Source organism: Micromonospora sp. NPDC007220 (assembly GCF_040634035.1).
In the GTDB taxonomy this organism is placed as follows: domain Bacteria; phylum Actinomycetota; class Actinomycetes; order Mycobacteriales; family Micromonosporaceae; genus Micromonospora; species Micromonospora reichwaldensis.
Window position 1 is genome coordinate 63,028 of record NZ_JBEYEU010000026.1, and the last position, 17,755, is coordinate 80,782.

3 protein-coding genes are annotated in these 17,755 nt (G+C 75.8%); all 3 read right to left on the reverse strand.

The window, feature by feature from the left end; all coding sequences use genetic code 11:
- Positions 1–3: 3 nt before the first annotated feature.
- A complete protein-coding gene (locus ABZ573_RS28205) occupies positions 4–9,510 on the reverse strand; it encodes a type I polyketide synthase (protein ID WP_358122048.1) in 9,507 nt (3,168 codons plus the stop codon).
- A 49-nt stretch (positions 9,511–9,559) separates the two neighbouring features.
- Positions 9,560–14,560, reverse strand: coding sequence for a type I polyketide synthase (locus ABZ573_RS28210; protein ID WP_358122050.1), 5,001 nt, complete (start codon positions 14,558–14,560; stop codon positions 9,560–9,562).
- Positions 14,561–14,596: 36 nt separating this feature from the next.
- On the reverse strand, positions 14,597–17,755 hold a 3,159-nt coding region (locus ABZ573_RS28215; RefSeq protein WP_358122052.1), incomplete at its 5' end, for an SDR family NAD(P)-dependent oxidoreductase.

Below are 17,755 nucleotides of genomic sequence, written 5' to 3' on the forward strand. Positions count from 1 at the left end.
GGGTCACGAGTCGGAGCCTTCCAGGGCCATCCGGACCAGGCCCGCGACGTCGAGTTCGTGGATCTGCGCCTCGGGCGCGGCCGGGGCGGCGGGCGCCACGGCCGGCGGAGCGGCGCTCGTGCGGGCCAGCTGGAGCAGCTGGTCGAGCAGACCCGTCCGCCGCAGCTCGTCCAGCGGGATCGCGGCGAGGGCCCGGCGGACCGACTCCTCGTCGCCGTCGTCGCCGAACTCCCCGTCGCCGTCGGCGAAGAGCTCCTCGTACAGGTGGTCGGCCAGGCCGGCCGGCGTCGGGTAGTCGAAGACGACCGTGGTGGGCAGGTCGTGCCCGGTGGCCGCGGTGAGCAGGTTGCGCAGCTCCACGGCGGTGAGCGAGTCGAAGCCGAGGTCCAGGAAGCCCCGGTCCGTCTCGATCACGTCGCCGGAGGAGTGGCCGAGCACCTTCGCCGCGTCGACGCGCACCATCTCCAGCAGCGCGGCCCGCCGCTCGTCGCCGGGCAGCGCCCGCAACTCGGCGAGCAGGTCCCGGGCGACGGGCGCGGAGGCGTCCGGCGCGTCGGCGGGGGTGACGGCCAGCTCGCGTACGGCCGGCAGGTCGGCCAGCAGCGGGCTGGGCCGCAGCGAGGTGAACAGCGGCGCGAAGGTGGCCCACTCGACGTCGGCGACGGTGACGCAGGTGTCGCCGACGGCCAGGGCGTGCCGCAGCCCGGCCATCGCCACGCCCGGCGGCATCACCCGCAGGCCGCGGCGGCGCAGCTGCTCCGCCGCGCCCTCGGTGTACATGCCGGACTCGGTCCACGGCCCCCAGGCGACGGAGGTGGCCGCCAGGCCCCGGCCCCGGCGCCGCTCGGCGAGCGCGTCCAGGTAGGCGTTGCCGGCCGCGTACGCGCCCTGCCCGCCGCTGCCCCACACCGCCGAGATGGACGAGAAGAGCACGAACGCGTCCAGGTCGACGCCGTCGAGCAGCTCGTCGAGGTGCTCGGCGCCGGACAGCTTCGGGGCGATGACGTACGCCAGGTCCTCCAGGGTGGTGTCGGCCAGCGGCACCACCTCGCTGACCCCCGCGGCGTGCACCACCGCGCGCAGCGGCGGGCCCTCCCGCCCGAGGTCGGCCAGGAGCTCGGCCACCGCGTTCCGGTCGGCGGCGTCGCAGCGGGCGACCCGGCAGTCCACCCCGAGGCCGGTCAGCTCGGCGAGCAGCTCGGCGGCGCCGGGGGTGTCGGTGCCGCGCCGGCTGGTCAGCACCACCCGTTCCGCGCCGGCGCCGGCCACCCAGCGGGCCACGTGCCCGCCGAGCGCGCCGGTGCCGCCGGTGATCAGCACCGTGCCCCGGGGCTGCCACGGCGCGGGCTCCCCGTCGGTGACGGCCGGGACGAGCCGCCGCACCAGCACCCCGGACTCGCGGACGGCGAGCTGGTCCTCCACGCCGCCGCCGGTGAGGATGCCGCCGAGCCGCATCGCCGTCCAGGGCTCGAGGTCGGTGGGCAGGTCGACCAGACCGGCCCAGCGGACGGGCTGTTCCAGCGCGGCCACCCGGCCCAGGCCCCACAGCATCGCCTGCCGCGGGTTGGCCGGTACGTCGCCGTCGCCGACCCCGACGGCACCCTGGGTGACGGACCAGAGCCGGGCCGGGGCGTCGAGGTCGACGAGCTGCTGGAGCAGGTGCACGGTCGCGGCGAGGCCACGCGGCAGCGCCGGGTGCTCGGCGTGCGGGGCGTCGTCCAGGCCGAGGAAGGAGAGGATCGACAGCGGCCCCCCGTCCTCGCCGAGTGCCTCGGTGAGCACGTCGGCGAATCCGCCGCACAACTCGTCGGGGTCCGCGCCGGTGTCCACGGGCACGATGGTCACGTCGGTGCCCAGGGCCCAGGTGCAGGAGTTCAGGTCGGGGTCGTCGGCCCGGTCGGCGGGCAGCAGCACCAGCCAGCGGCCGGGATCCTGCTCTTCCGGGGTCTCCTCGATGGGCTCCCAGACGACCCGGTACCGGCTGCCGTCGACCAGGGACCGTTCCCGGCCGCGCCGCCGCCACGCGGAGAGCGCGGGCAGCACCGTCCCGAACGGCTGGTCGCGGTCCACGTCCAGGTCGCGGGCCAGCGACTCGAGGTCCTCGGCCTCGACGGCCGCCCAGAAGCGGCGCTCGACGTCGGTGCGGTCGTCCTCGGCCGCCAGGCTGGCCCACGGCGGCGGCTCCGGCCAGTAGCGCTGCCGGTCGAACGTGTAGGTGGGCAGGTCGACCCGCTGCGCGCCGGTGCCCGCGTAGAGGGCGAACCAGTCCGGGGAGACGCCGTGGGTGTGCAGCGCGGCGACCGCCCGCAGCAGGGTGGTCGGCTCGGAGCGGTCCCGGCGCAGGGCGGGTACGACCAGCGGGGCCCGGCCGCCGCTCGGGGCGTCCTCGGCCAGGACGGCCTGGGCGAGGGCGGTGAGCACCCCGTCCGGGCCGATCTCGACGTAGCCGGTGACGTTGCGCTCCCGCAGCGCCGCGACGGCGTCGGCGAAGCGCACGGCGTCGCGGGCGTGCCGCACCCAGTACTCCGGCGTGCCGATCTCCGCCGCGTCGACCGGCGCGCCGGTGACGGTGGAGATCATCGGAATGGTCGGGTCCTGGTACCGCAGCCGTCCGGCGACGGCGGCGAGGTCGTCGAGCACCGGTTCCATCAGCGGGCTGTGGAACGCGTGGCTGACCGTCAGCCGCCGGATCCGGACGCCCCGCGCGGTCCACTCGGCGGCCAGTTCCTCGACGGCGTCGCCGGCCCCGGACACCACGACGGCGGCGGGACCGTTGACGGCGGCGACGGAGACCCGGTCGGCGCGGTCGCCGAGCCCGGCGGTCACCTCGGCCTCGGTGGCGGCGATGGCGAGCATCGCCCCGCCGGCCGGCAGCGCCTGCATCAGCCGGCCCCGGGCGGCGACCAGCTCGGCGGCGTCGGCCAGGGAGAGCACCCCGGCGGCGTGGGCCGCGGCGAACTCGCCGATGGAGTGCCCGGCGACCGCGTCGGGGCGCACCCCCCACGCCTCGAACAGCCGGAACAGCGCCACCTCCACGGCGAAGAGCGCCGGCTGGGTGAACTCGGTCCGGTCCAGCGCCTCGGCCTCGGGGGTGTCCGGCTCGGCGAAGAGCAGCGGCTTCAGCGGGCGGGGCAGGTGCGGGTCGAGTGCGCCGCAGGCCTCGTCGAGCGCGGCGGCGAAGACCGGGAACGCCTCGGCCAGCTCGCGCCCCATCCCGGCCCGCTGCGCCCCCTGCCCGGAGAACAGGTACGCCACCTTCGGCCGGGACGCGGCCACGCCGGTGACCACCAGCGGCGAGTCCTCACCGGCGCCGAGGGCGCGCAGCCCGGCGCCCAGCGCGATCCGGTCGGTGGCCAGCACGACGGCCCGGTGCTCCAGGGTGGCCCGGGAGACCGCCGACGACCAGCCCACGTCGACCGTCCGGGGGGCCTCCAGCCCGGTGAGCTGCTCGGCCCAGCGGTCCGCCTGGGCGGCCAGCGCGACCGCCGTACGTCCCGACAGCAGCACCGGCACCACCGGCAGCCCGGCCGGCTCCCCCGTCGGCGGCTCGACGACGGCTGGCTCCGGGGCCTGCTCCAGGATGGTGTGCGCGTTGGTGCCGCTGATGCCGAACGAGGAGACGGCCGCGCGGCGCGGGTGGTCGGTGACCGGCCACGGGCGGCCCTCGCCGAGCAGCTCGACCGCGCCGACGGACCAGTCCACCTGGTCGGTCGGCTCGTCGACGTGCAGGGTCTGCGGCAGGTAGCCGTGCCGCAGCGCCAGCACCATCTTGATGATCCCGGCGACGCCGGCGGCGGCCTGCGTGTGCCCGATGTTGGACTTGATCGAGCCGAGCCAGAGCGGCTGGTCGGCGGGCCGCTGGCCGTACGTGGCGAGCAGGGCCTGCGCCTCGATGGGGTCGCCGAGCTTGGTGCCGGTGCCGTGCGCCTCGACGGCGTCCACGTCGGCCGGGGTGAGGCCGGCGTTGGCGAGCGCCTGCCGGATCACCCGCTGCTGCGACGGCCCGTTCGGAGCGGTCAGGCCGTTGGAGGCGCCGTCCTGGTTGACGGCGCTGCCCTTGATCACGGCGAGCACGGGGTGGCCGTTGCGGCGGGCGTCGGAGAGCCGCTCGACGAGCAGCAGGCCGAGGCCCTCGCCCCAGCTGGTGCCGTCGGCGGCGGAGGCGAACGCCTTGACCCGGCTGTCCGGGGCGAGCCCCCGCTGCCGGCTGAAGCCGACGAACACCCCAGGGGTGGACATGACGGTGACGCCGCCGACGAGGGCAAGGGAGCACTCCGAGCGGCGCAGCGCCTGGCAGGCCCAGTGCAGCGCGACCAGCGACGACGAGCAGGCGGTGTCGACCGAGACGGCGGGCCCCTCCAGCCCGAGGGTGTACGACACCCGGCCGGAGAGCACGCTGCCGGCGTTGCCGGTCATCAGGTGCCCCTCGGCGCCCTCGGCGCTGAACATCAGGTTCCGGTAGTCCTGGTAGTTGGTGCCGACGAAGACGCCGGTGGGGCTGCCGCGCAGCGCGTGCGGGTCGATCCCCGCCCGCTCGATCGCCTCCCAGGACGCCTCCAGCAGGAGCCGCTGCTGCGGGTCCATGGCCAGGGCCTCGCGGGGGCTGATGCCGAAGAAGCCGGCGTCGAAGTCGGCGGCCCCGGTGACGAATCCGCCCTCGCGGGCGTAGCTGGTGCCCTCCTTCTCCGGGTCGGAGTCGAAGAGCCGGTCGAGGTCCCAGCCCCGGTCGGTGGGGAACTCGCCGATCGCGTCGCCGCCGCCGGCGAGGAGCTGCCACAGCTGCTCCGGGGTGTCCGCCCCGCCGGGCAGGCGGCAGCTCATCGCCACGATGGCGATCGGCTCGTCGTCGTCGGCCGGCGCGGCCGGGGCGGGGGTGGCCACGTCCGGGGTGGCCCCGGTGAGCAGTTCGTCGAGGTGCGCGGCGAGCGCCGTCGGGTTCGGGTAGTCGAAGGCGAGCGTCGCGGGCAGCCGCAGGTCGGTGGCGGTGGCCAGGAAGTTGCGCATGTCCACGGCGGTCAGCGAGTCCAGGCCGAGGTCGCGGAAGGGCAGGGTGGCCGGGATGTCGTCGGCCGCGCCGTAGCCGAGCGCGGTCGCCGCGCACTGGCGGACCAGCTCCAGCAGCGTCGCGGCGCGCTCCGCCGCGGCGAGCCCGGCGAGCCGCCGCGCCAGGGCCGACGGTACGTCCGTCGCCTCCTCAGCGGCCTCCTGCGGGTCCGGCCGCGTCGCCTCGCGCACCTCGGCGAGGTCGCCGATCAGCGGGCTGGGCCGGACCAGGGTGAACGCGGGGGCGAACCGGGCCCAGTCGATGTCGGCGATCAGGGTCGTGGCCTCGCCGCGCCGCAGCGCCCGGGCGAGGGCCTCGACGGCCAGGTCCGGGTCCATGCCGAGCATGCCGCCCCGGCGCAGTCGCTGCTGGGCGCGTTCGTGGTCGGCGGGCAGGCCGGCCCCGCTCCACGCGCCCCAGGCCACCGAGAGTGCGGGCAGGCCCTCGGCCCGGCGCCGCTCGGCGAGGGCGTCGAGGAACGCGTTCGCCGCCCCGTACGCGCCCTGCCCGGCGTTGCCGGTGGTGCCGGCGACCGAGGAGAAGAGCACGAAGGCGTCCAGGTCGAGGTCCCGGGTCAGCTCGTCCAGGTGGACGGCAGCGGCGCACTTGGGCGCGGCGACGGTGTGCAGGCGCTGCGGGGTGACGGTGTCGACGATCCCGTCGTCGAGGACGGCGGCGGTGTGCAGCACGGCGGTCACCGGGGCGTCGGCGGGTACGGCGGCCAGCAGGTCGGCCACCTGCGCCCGGTCGGCGACGTCGCAGCGGGCCACGGTGACCCGTACGCCGAGGTCGGTCAGCTCCGCCTCCAGCTCGGCGGCGCCCGGGGCGTCCGGGCCGCGCCGGCTGGCCAGCAGGACGTGCGCGGCGCCGGTGCGGGCCGCCCAGCGGGCCAGGTGCCCGCCCAGCCCGCCGGTGCCGCCGGTGATCAGCACGGTGCCGCGCATCCGCCAGGTGTCGTCGACGGCGTCGCCGGACGCGGTCGGCTCGGGTTCGGTGAGCCGGGTGAGCCGGCGGACGAAGACCCCGGACCCGCGCACGGCGAGCTGGTCCTCGTCGCCGCCGAACTGCTCCGCGCCGTCGTCGTCGCCGAACTGGTCGGCGCCACCGCCGAACTGGTCCTCGCCGTTGGCGCCGAGCGCCGCGCAGAGCAGGGCGCCGGCCTGCGCGTCGAGGGTGTGCGGCAGGTCGAGCAGGCCGCCCCAGCGGGCGGGGTGTTCGAGGGCGACCGCGCGGCCGAGCCCCCAGACGGCGGCGGCGACGGGGCTCGGCGCCGGGTCGTCGGCGCTGACCGCGACGGCTCCCCGGGTCGCGCACCACAGCGGCGCCTCGACGCCGAGCGCCCCGAGCGCCTGCACCAGCAGGGCGGTGCCCGAGACGGCCAGCGAGGTCGCCGGGTGCTCCGGGTGCGCCCGCTCGTCCAGGCCCAGCAGGGAGAGCACGGCGGCGGGTCCGTCCGGGCCGGCGAGCGCGGCGCGCAGCGGTTCGGCCAGCGCCGCCGGGTCGTCGGTGGCGTCCAGTTCCACGGGTACGACGTCCGCGCCGAAGTTGCCGAGCGCCGACAGCACGTCGGCGACCAGGGGGTCCCCGGCCAGCGCCGCGGGCACCGGGACGAGCCAGGTGCCGGCGAGCCAGGTCAGCGGCAGGTCGGGCACGGCCTGCCAGGTGACCCGGTAGCGCCACCGGTCGAGGTCCGGCTCGCCGTCGGGCGCGGCGAGGAAGGCCGGCGGGGCGGGCCAGTACCGGTGGTGGTCGAAGGCGTACGTGGGCAGGTCGACGGTGGGCGCGGCGGGCAGGACCTTCGTCAGGTCGACGGGCAGGCCGATGGCGTGCGCCGCGGCGAGGTTGGTCAGCAGCCGGGTCGCGTCGTCGTCGTCGCGACGCAGGCTGCCCAGGGTGTTACCGGTGACGCCGGTGTCGTCGAGGATCGCCGTGACCGGCATCGTCAGCACGGGGTGCGGGCTGATCTCCACGAACGTGGTGTGCCCGGCGGCGACGGCCACCCGCACCGCAGTGTCGAAGAGCACCGTCCGACGCAGGTTGTCGTACCAGTAGTCCGCGCCCATGGAGATCGGGTCGGCCCAGTCCCCGGTGAGCGTGGAGACCAGGCGGGTGTGGCCGACCTGCGGCGTCACGTCGGCCAGGTCGGCGCGCAGCTGCTCGGCGACCTCCTGCACGGCGGGCGAGTGCGACGCGTAGTCCACGGGGATCAACCGGGCCCGGACCCCCTGGGCCTGGCACGCCTGCACCAGGTCGGCGACGTGCTGCGGCGGGCCGGAGACCACGACGGTGGACGGGCCGTTGACCGCCGCCACCCCGACGCCGGGGAAGGCCGGCAGTCGCTCGGCGACCGCGTCGGCCGACAGGTCGATCGACGCCATCGTCCCGGTGCCGCGCAGCACGGTCAGGGCGCGGGAGCGCAGCGCCACCGCCTTCGCGGCGTCCTCCAGGCTGAGGATGCCGGCCACGCACGCCGCGCCGATCTCGCCCTGCGAGTGACCGATGACCGCGGCCGGGGTCACCCCCGCGTGCTGCCACACCGCGGCGAGGGCCATTCCCACGGCCCACAGCACAGGCTGCACGACCTCGACCCGCTCCAGCCACGACTCGTCGTCGCCGGTCAGCACCGACACCACGTCGACGGCGAGGTACGGGTCGAGGGCCCGCTGGCACTCGGCCAGCTTCGCGTCGAACACCGGCGTCCGGCCGACCAGACCGGCGGCCATCCGCGCCGACTGCGCGCCCTGACCGGGGAAGACGAAGACGGGGCCCGCGCCGGGGCCCGACGCCACACCGTTGACCACGTTCCCGGCGGGCAGGCCGGCCGCGACCGCGTCCAGCCCCGCCAGCAGCTCGTCGGCGGTCGAGCCGACCACGGCGGCGCGGTGGTCGAACGTCGAGCGGGTGGCCGCCAGGGACCAGCCCACGGCGGCCGGCTCCAGCCCGTCGCGCTGTCGCAGGTGCGACGCGAGCCGGGCGGCCTGCCCGGCCAGGGCGGCCTTCGACCGGGCCGACACCGGCCAGAGGAGCGCGTCGGCCGCGACCAGCCCGGGGGCGGAGTCGGAGCGGTGCTCCTCGGCCGACTCGTCCGGCTGCTCGATGATCACGTGCGCGTTGGTGCCGGAGATGCCGAACGAGGAGACGGCGCCCCGCCGCGCCCGCCCCGTCTCGGGCCACGGCCGGGCCTCGGTGGCCAGTTCCACCGCGCCGGCCGTCCAGTCGATGTGCGGGGACGGGGCGTCGACGTGCAGCGTCGCCGGGACGACGCCGTGCCGGATGGCGAGCACCAGCTTGATCACCCCGGCCACGCCGGCGGCGGCCTGGGCGTGGCCGATGTTCGACTTCACCGAGCCGAGCAGCAGCGGCGGGGCCTCCCCCCGGTCCTGCCCGTACGTGGCGATGAGCGCCTGCGCCTCGATCGGGTCGCCCAGCTTGGTGCCGGTGCCGTGCGCCTCCACGACGTCGACGTCGGCGGTGGAGAGCCGGGCGGAGGCGAGGGCCTGGCTGATCACCCGCTGCTGCGCCGGCCCGTTCGGGGCGGTCAGCCCGTTCGACGCGCCGTCCTGGTTGACGGCCGTGCCGCGGACCACCGCGAGGACGTGGTGGCCGTTGCGGCGGGCGTCCGACAGCCGCTCGACCAGCAGCCAGCCGACGCCCTCGGAGAACCCGGCGCCGTCGGCGCTGGCGGCGAACGACCTGCACCGCCCGTCGGTGGAGAGGGCGCGCTGCCGGCTGGATCCGATGTAGAGGCCCGGGGTGGCCATCACGGTCACCCCACCGGCCAGCGCCAGGTCGCACTCCCCCGCCCGCAGCGCCTGCACCGCGAGGTGCAGTGCCACCAGCGACGACGAGCAGGCCGTGTCGATGGAGACGGCCGGCCCTTCGAGCCCGAGGGTGTACGACACCCGGCCCGACGCGACGGCCGCCGCGCCCCCGGTCATCGAGTGCCCCTCGTCGCCGTCGGGCGACATCATCAGCAGGGTGCCGTAGTCCTGTCCGTTGGTGCCGACGAACACCCCGGTCCGGCTGCCGCGCAGCGAGGCCGGGTCGATCCCGGCTGCCTCGACCGCCTCCCAGGACGTCTCCAGCAGCAACCGCTGCTGGGGGTCCATGGTCAGCGCCTCGCGGGGCGAGATGCCGAAGAAGGCGGAGTCGAAGTCCCCGGCCCCGTCGACGAACCCGCCCTCCCGGGCGTACGAGGTGCCCGGGTGGTCGGGGTCGGGGTGGTAGAGGCGCTCCAGGTCCCAGCCCCGGTCGTCGGGGAAGGGCGTGACCGCGTCCCGGCCGTCCCGCAACAGCTCCCACAGGTCGTCGGGGTTGCGCACCCCGCCCGGCAACCGGCAGCTCATCGCCACGATCGCCACCGGCTCCAGTTCCTGGGACTGTGCCTCACTGAGCCGGCGGCGGGTGTCGTGGAGATCAGCCATGACCCGCTTGAGGTAGTCGCGGAGCTTGTCTTCGTTGGCCATCGGAGTGCCGCTTCCTCGAAAGGGACGGGAGAGAGCTGGAGCTGGAAGGTCAGGAGATGCCGAGGTCCTTGTCGACCATCGCGAACAACTCGTCGTCGGTGGCGTCGTCGAGGTGCCGGCCGATGTCGGCGCCACCGCTGTCCTGGGCGAGCCGGGACAGCATCGCCTGCAGGCGTACGGTGGCCCGCACCCGGGCCGCCTCGTCCCGCGCCACCACGTCGAGGCTGTCGGCGATCCGGTCCAGATCGTCGAGGAGGGCGGTCGGGGTGACCACGTCGTCGTGGGCGACCTCGGCGAAGAGGTACTCCGCCAGGGTCGTCGGGGTCGGGTAGTCGAAGACCAGGGTGACCGGCAGGGCCACGCCGGTGGCCGAGCCGAGTCGGTTGCGCAGCTCGACGGCGGTGACGGAGTCGAAGCCCAGCTCCCGGAACGCCCGGTGCTCGTCCACCGACTCGGCGGACGGGTAGTTGAGCACGGCGGCGACCTGGCTGCGGACCAGGCCGAGCAGCACGGCGAGCCGCTCGGCGGCGGGCAGGCCGGCGAGCCGGTCCTGCAACGTCTCCGGGCCGTCGCCGGCCTCCACGCTGGCCACCTGCTCGGCCGTGACGAGGCGCCGCACGTCCGGCAGGTCGCTGATCAGCGGGCCGGGCCGGGTGGCGGTGAAGGCGACGGAGAACCGTTCCCAGGCGATGTCGGCGATGGTCAGGAACGCCTCGCCGTGGTCCACGGCCTGGTGCAGCGCGGCGATGGCCGCCTCGGGGGTCATCTCGGGCACGCCGTGGCGGTGCAGCAGCTCGCCGAGCGGCCCGTCGGCCATGCCGCCACCGGCCCACGCCCCCCAGGCGATGGAGGTGGCGGTCAGGCCGAGGCCACGCCGGTGCTGGGCGAGCGCGTCGAGGAACGCGTTGCTCGGGGCGTAGTTGCCGACGCCGGAGCTGGCCACGCTGCCGGCGAAGGACGAGAACATGATGAACGCCGACAGCTCGTGGTCGAGGGTCAGCTCGTGCAGGTTGTACGCGACGTCGACCTTGGCCTGGAGCACCCGCTCGATCTGCTCCGGCCGGATGTCGTTGATCATGGCGTCGTCGAGCACGGCGGAGGCGTGCACGACCGTGGTGAGCGGGTACTCGGCGGGGATCGCGTCGATCAGGTCGGCCAGGGCGTCCCGGTCGGAGGCGTCGCACTCGACGACGGTCGCCTGGGCGCCCAGCTCGGTGAGGTCGTCGACGAGCTGCTGCGCGCCCGGCGCGGCCATGCCCCGCCGGCTGACGACCACGATGTTCTCCACACCGCTGCGGGCCAGCCAGCGGGCGGCGTGCCCACCGAGCGCGCCGGTGCCGCCGGTGACCAGCGCCGTGCCGTACGGCTGCCACGGGTTCGCGGGCTGGCTCTCGCCGAGCGGGACCCGGGTGAGCCGGCGGGCGAGCAGGCCGCCGGGGCGTACCGCGATCTGGTCCTCCTCGCCGGCGGCGGTGAGGGCCGCGACCAGCAGGTCGGCGCAGCGCTCGTCGACGGCCTCCGGCAGGTCCACGAGACCGCCCCAGCGCTGCGGGTGCTCCAGCGCGGCGACCCGGCCGAAGCCCCAGACCAGCGACTGCACCGGGGAGCGCAGCAGGTCGGCCATGCCGACCGACGCGGCGCCGGAGGTGACGCTCCACATCGGGGCGCGCAGGCCGAGGTCGCCGAGGGCCTGGAAGAGCGCGACGGTGGCGGCGAAGCCGCCGGGCACCGACGGGTGCAGCGGGTGGGCCAGCTCGTCGAACGCGAGCAGCGAGACCACGCCGGTCACCTCGGCGGCGGCGTCGTCGCCACCCGGCGCGGCGGCGAGCGCCTCCTGAAGCAGCTTGCCGAACTGGTCGCGGTCGACGTCGGGGGTGGAGACGGGCACCGGGACGAGCGTCGCGCCGGCCGCCGTGAACGCCTCGACGCAGGCGTCCTGCCAGGGCTCGATGATGTCGCCGGTGGGGAGCACGACGACCCAGGTGCCGCTCATGCCCCGGTTGGCGACGCCGGTCAGCGGCTTCCAGGTGTCCTGGTAGCGCCAGCTGTCGATGTCGGACTGGCGGCGCCGCTGCCGGCGCCAGGAGGTGAGCAGCGGCAGGGCCGGCAGCAGCGCGTCGAGGACCTCGTGTGCCGGGGTGTCCTCGGTGGCGATGGTCTCGGCGAGGGCGGTGACGTCCCCGCGTTCCACAGCCGCCCAGAAGCTCGTGTCGCTGGGGTCGCCGCCGGCCGCGCCCTGGAGCAGGCTCTGCAGGTCGGGGCCGCCGCTGCCGTCCAGCCAGAACCGCTGGTGGTCGAAGGCGTACGTGGGCAGCGGCGCCACCTCGGTCTCGGCGAGGACGTTCGTCAGGTCGACGGGCAGGCCGATGGCGTACGCGGTGGCGAGGTTGGTCAGCAGCCGGGTCGCGTCGTCGTCGCCGCGGCGCAGGCTGCCCAGGGTGTGCCCGGTGACGCCGGTGTCGTCGAGGATCGCCGTCACCGGCATCGTCAGCACCGGGTGCGGGCTGATCTCCACGAACGTGGTGTGCCCGGCGGCGATCGCCGTCCGGACGGCGGCGTCGAACCGCACGGTGCGGCGCAGGTTGTCGTACCAGTAGTCCGCGGTCATCGAGGTCGGGTCGACCCAGTCCCCGGTGAGCGTGGAGACCAGGCGGGTGTGGCCGGCCTGCGGGGTGACGTCGGCCAGGTCCGCGCAGAGCTGCTCGGCGACCTGCTGCACGGCCTCGGAGTGGGAGGCGTAGTCCACGGGGATGAGCCGGGCGCGCAGGCCCTCGGCCTGGCACGCCGCCACGAGGTCGGCGACGGGCTGCGGCGGGCCGGAGACCACGACGGTGGAGGGGCCGTTGACCGCCGCGACACCGACGCCCGGGAACGCCGGCAGCCGCTCGGCGACCGCGTCGGCCGACAGGTCCACCGACGCCATCGTGCCGGTGCCGCGCAGCACGGTCAGCGCCCGCGAGCGCAACGCGACGGCCTTCGCCGCGTCCTCGATGCTGAGGATGCCGGCGACACAGGCCGCGCCGATCTCGCCCTGCGAGTGGCCGACGACCGCGTCCGGGACGACGCCCGCCGCGCGCCACACGGCCGCGAGGGCGATGCCGACGGCCCACAGCACGGGCTGCACGACCTCGACCCGCTCCAGCCACGACTCGTCGTCGCCGGTGAGCACCGACACGAGGTCCACGTCCAGGTACGGGGCGAGGGCCCGCTGGCACTCGGCCAGCTTCGCGTCGAACACCGGCGTCCGGCCCACCAGGCCGGCGGCCATCCGCGCCGACTGCGCGCCCTGGCCCGGGAAGACGAAGACGGGGCCGGTGCCGGCGCTGGTGACCGTACCGGTGACAAGGTTGCCGGCCGGGTGGCCGGCGGCGAGGGCGTCCAGCCCGGCGAGCAGCTCGTCGGTGCCGAGGCCCGCCACGGCGGCGCGGTGGTCGAACGTCGACCGGGTGGTGGCCAGCGACCAGCCGACGGCCGCCGGGGCGAGGTCGCCGTGCTCGCGCACGTGCCGCGCGAGCCGGGCGGCCTGCCCGGCGAGGGCGGAGCGCGACCGGGCCGACACCGGCCAGAGGGTCACGTCCGAGGCGACCAGGCCGGGGCGACGCGCGGGCTCGACGGCGGTGGCCTCGACGGCCTCGTCGCCGTCCACGGACGCCGGTTCGGCGACGCGCGGCCGGTACTCCTCCAGGATCACGTGGGCGTTGGTGCCGCTCACGCCGAACGAGGAGACGCCGCCGCGGCGGGGGCGGTCCAGCTCCGGCCACGGCTTGGACTCGGTGAGCAGGGAGACCGCCCCGGCGGTCCAGTCCACGTGCGGGGACGGCTCGTCGACGTGCAGGGTCTCCGGCATGACGCCGTTGCGCAGCGCCATCACCATCTTGACCAGCCCGGCGACGCCGGCGGCGCTCTGGGTGTGGCCGATGTTCGACTTGACCGAGCCCAGCCACAGCGGCCGGTCGGCGGGACGGTCCTGCCCGTACGTGGCGATGAGCGCCTGCGCCTCGATGGGGTCGCCGAGGGTGGTGCCGGTGCCGTGCGCCTCGACCATGTCGACGTCGGCGGTGCCGAGCCGGGCGTTGGCGAGGGCCTGGCGGATGACCCGCTGCTGGGAGGGGCCGTTCGGGGCGGTGAGCCCGTTGGACGCGCCGTCCTGGTTGAGGGCGCTGCCCCGGATCACGGCGAGGATCGGGTGGCCGTTGCGCTCGGCGTCGGCCAGCCGCTCCACGACGAGCACGCCGCCGCCCTCGCCCCAGCCGGTGCCGTCCGCGCCGGCCGCGAAGGCCCTGCACCGGCCGTCGACGGACATGCCGCGCTGCCGGGAGAAGACGACGAACACGCCGGGGGTGACCATCACGGTGACGCCGCCGGCGATGGCCAGGTCGCACTCGCCGCGGCGCAGCGCGTTCACGGCGAGGTGCAGGGCCACCAGCGAGGAGGAGCAGGCGGTGTCGACGGTGACGGCGGGGCCGTTGAGGCCGAGGGTGAACGAGATCCGGCCGGACGCGACGCTTGTGGTGTTGCCGGTGCCGATGTACATGTCGACGCCCTCGGGCACGTTCGGCAGACCCATGCCGTAGTTCGAGGTGCTCAGCCCGACGAAGACACCGGTGGAGCTGCCGCGCAGCGACAGCGGGTCGATGCCGGCCCGCTCGACGGCCTCCCAGGACGTCTCCAGCAGCAGCCGCTGCTGCGGGTCCATGGCGAGGGCCTCACGCGGCGAGATCCCGAACAGGGACGGGTCGAAGTCACCGGCGCCGTCGAGGAACCCGCCGATGCGCGTGTAGCTCTTGCCCGGCTTGTTGGGGTCGGGGTCGTAGAGCGCTTCCAGGTCCCAGCCCCGGTCGTCCGGGAACTCGGTGAGCGCGTCCCGGCCGTCGGCGACGAGGTCCCACAGGGCTTCCGGCGACCGGACCCCACCGGGGAAGCGGCAGCTCATCGAGACGATGGCCAGGGGTTCCTGGTCGCGCGCCTCGACGGTCTGCAGCTTGCGCTTGGTCTCGTGCAGGTCGGCGGTGACCCGCTTGAGGAAGTACCGCAGCTTGTCATCGCTCATCGGGGGGCACCTGCCTCGATTGGAAGGTTGGTCATCTCAGGAGATTCCAAACTCTTTGCTGATGAAGTCGAAGATCTCGTCGTCGCTGGCCGAGTCGAGGTCGGGCCGGTCCGGTTCGGCGGCGGGCCCGGCCGCCAGGTCGGACGCCTTGGCGAGCAGGTCCTGCATCCGGGCGGTGAAGCGGGCCCGGGCCGCCGGGTCGAGCGGGATGGCGTTGAGCAGGCTCTCCACCGTGTCGATGCCCTGGAAGAGGGGCTGCGTGGAGGGCGCCGCGTCGGCGGCGATCTCGCTGGTCAGCTTCTCGGCGAGCGCGGTCGGCGTCGGGTAGTCGAAGACCAGCGTCGCCGGCAGCCGCAGCCCGGACAGGCCGTTGAGCCGGTTGCGCAGGTCGACGGCGGTGAGCGAGTCGAAGCCCAGGTCGGTGAAGAGCCGGTTCGGGTCGACGGCGTCGGCGCCGGCGTGGCCGAGGACGGCGGCGATGTTCGCCCGTACCACGTCGAGCACCACCTTGAGCCGCTCCGGGCCGGCCAGGCCGGCGAGCCGCTGGCTGAGCTGCACCCCGCCGGAGCGGGCGCCGGTGGCGTCGACGGAGCGCCGCAGCGGCACCCGGACCAGGGCCCGGAGCATCGGCGCGAGGGTGCCGGCCTCGGCCTGCCCGCGCAGCGTCCCGACGTCCAGGCGCATCGGCACGACGGCCGCCGCGTCGAGCCGCCAGGCGGCGTCGAAGAGGTTCAGCGCCTGCTCGGTGGCGAGGCCGGCAGCACCCTGCTCGGCCATCCGCCGCACGTCGTCGTCGCCGAGGTGGCCGGTCATGCCGCTGGCCTGCTCCCAGAGGCCCCACGCGAGCGAGATGCCGGCGAGCCCGCGGGCCCGGCGGTGCGCCGCGAGGGCGTCGAGGAAGGCGTTCGACGCGGCGTAGTTGGACTGGCCGGCGCTGCCCAGGGTGGCCGCCGCCGAGGAGAAGAGGACGAAGGCCGCGAGGTTCGCGTCGGCCGTTAGGCGGTGCAGGTGCCACGCCGCGTCGATCTTCGGCACGGCGACCGCGTCCACCCGTTCGGGCGTCATCGACTCCAGCACGCCGTCGTCGAGGACACCGGCGGCGTGCACCACGGCGGTGAGCGGGTGCGCGGCGGGCACCCCGGCCAGCAGCGCCGACAGGGCGTCGGGGTCGGCGGCGTCGCAGGCCGCGACGGTCACCTCCGTACCGGCGCCGGCGAGTTCGGTGACGAGGTCGTCGATCCCCTCGGCCGCCGCGCCGCGTCGCCCGGCCAGCAGCAGGTGCCGCACGCCGTGGGTGGTGGCGAGGTGGCGGGCCAGGATGCGGCCCAGCACGCCCGTGCCGCCGGTGATCAGCACGGTGCCGTCCGGGTCGATCCCGCCGGGCAGCGGCTCCACGCCGGCCGGGACCCGCCCGAGCCGTGGCGTGCGCACCTGCCCGGCCCGCACGGCGAGCTGCGGCTCGCCGGAGGCGATCGCGGCGGCCAGCGCGGTGGCGCTGTCCGGGGTGTCGTCGAGGTCGACGAGCTGGCATCGGCCCGGGTGTTCGAGCTGGGCGGTGCGCAGCAGACCCCAGACCGGGGCCTGGCGCAGGTTGACCACCTGCTGCTCGCCCGCCGCGACCGCGTCGCGGGTGACCAGCACCAGCCGGGACTCGGCGAACCGGTCGTCGGCGAGCCAGGTCCGCAACGCGGCGAGGGTACGGTGCGTGGTGGCCCGCGCCTGCCCGGCCAGCGCCGGGTCCGTCGGGTCCCCCGCGTCGCCGATCGGCACGATCACCGCCTCGGGCGCCGGCTCACCCCCGGCGAGCAGGTCGCCCAGCGAGTCGAGGCCGACGTCGGTACGCACCCGGGCGCCGGCCGCCTCGCAGGCGGCGCTGAGCGCCAGGTCGTCGCCGAGCGCCACCCAGCGGGTGGCCGCTGGCACGGGTCCGGTGGGCACCGGCAGCGCCGGCCAGTCCACCTGGAACAGCGACTCGTGCCGGCCGGAGCGGGCCGCGCCGAGCGAGTCGCCGGAGACCCGGCGCATGATCAGCGAGTCGACGTGCAGCACCGGGGCGCCGGTGGCGTCGGCCACCTGGAAGGAGACGCCGACCTCGCCGGCGGCGGCGACGCGTACGCGCAGGGCGGTGGCCCCGGCGGCGAGCAGGGACACCCCGGTCCAGGCGAACGGCAGGCGGGGCACGGTGGCGTCGGCGCCGTCGCCCATCCGGCCGAGGAAGCCGCCGATCGACATGGCCTGCAACGCGCCGTCCAGCAGCGCCGGGTGCACCCCGAAGCGGCCGGCCTCGGCGTGGTGGTCGGCGGGCAGTTCGACCTCGGCGAAGACCTCGTCGTCGCGGGTCCACGCGGCGCGCAGGCCACGGAACGCCGGGCCGTACCCGAAGACGGTCGCCTCGATGCCGGAGTAGAAGTCGTCGGCCTCGACGCGCGTCGCGCCGGGCGGCGGCCACACCCCCAGGTCGAAGGCGGGCGCGGCGTCGGCCGGCTGCGGACCGAGCAGGCCGGTGGCGTGGCAGGTCCAGGCGACGTCGGCCAGGATCTCGTCGGAGCCGTCCCGGTAGGGCCGGGAGTAGAGCTGGACGGTGCGCCGCCCGTCGTCGTCCCGGTCGCCGACCATGAGCTGCACCTGGAGCGCGCCGAGTTCGGGCAGGACGAGCGGGGCGAGCAGGGTCAGCTCCTCCACCGTCGGGCAGCCGGCCTGCTCACCGGCGTACGTGGCCAGCTCGACGAAGGCGGTGCCGGGCAGCAGGATGTTGTCCATCACCCGGTGCTCGCCGAGCCACGGGTGGGTACGCACCGACAGCCGCCCGGTGAAGACCATCCGCTCGCTGTCGGGGAAGGTCAGCGTGGCGCTGAGCAGCGGGTGTCCGGCGTCCTGGAGGCCGGCGGAGCTGACGTCCTGCGCCCGGTGCAGCGGCGGCTCGACCCAGTACCGCTGGTGGTCGAAGGCGTACGTGGGCAGCGCCACGACGTCGGTCACGGCGAGGACCGTGCCCAGGTCGACCGGCAGGCCGATCGTGTGGGCGGTGGCAAGGTTCGTCAGCAGCCGCGTCGCGTCGTCGTCGCCGCGGCGCAGGCTGCCCAGGGTGTGCCCGGTCGCGCCGGCGTCATCGAGAATGGCCGTGACCGGCATCGTCAGCACCGGGTGCGGGGAGATCTCGACGAACGTGGTGTGCCCGGCGGCGACCGCCACCCG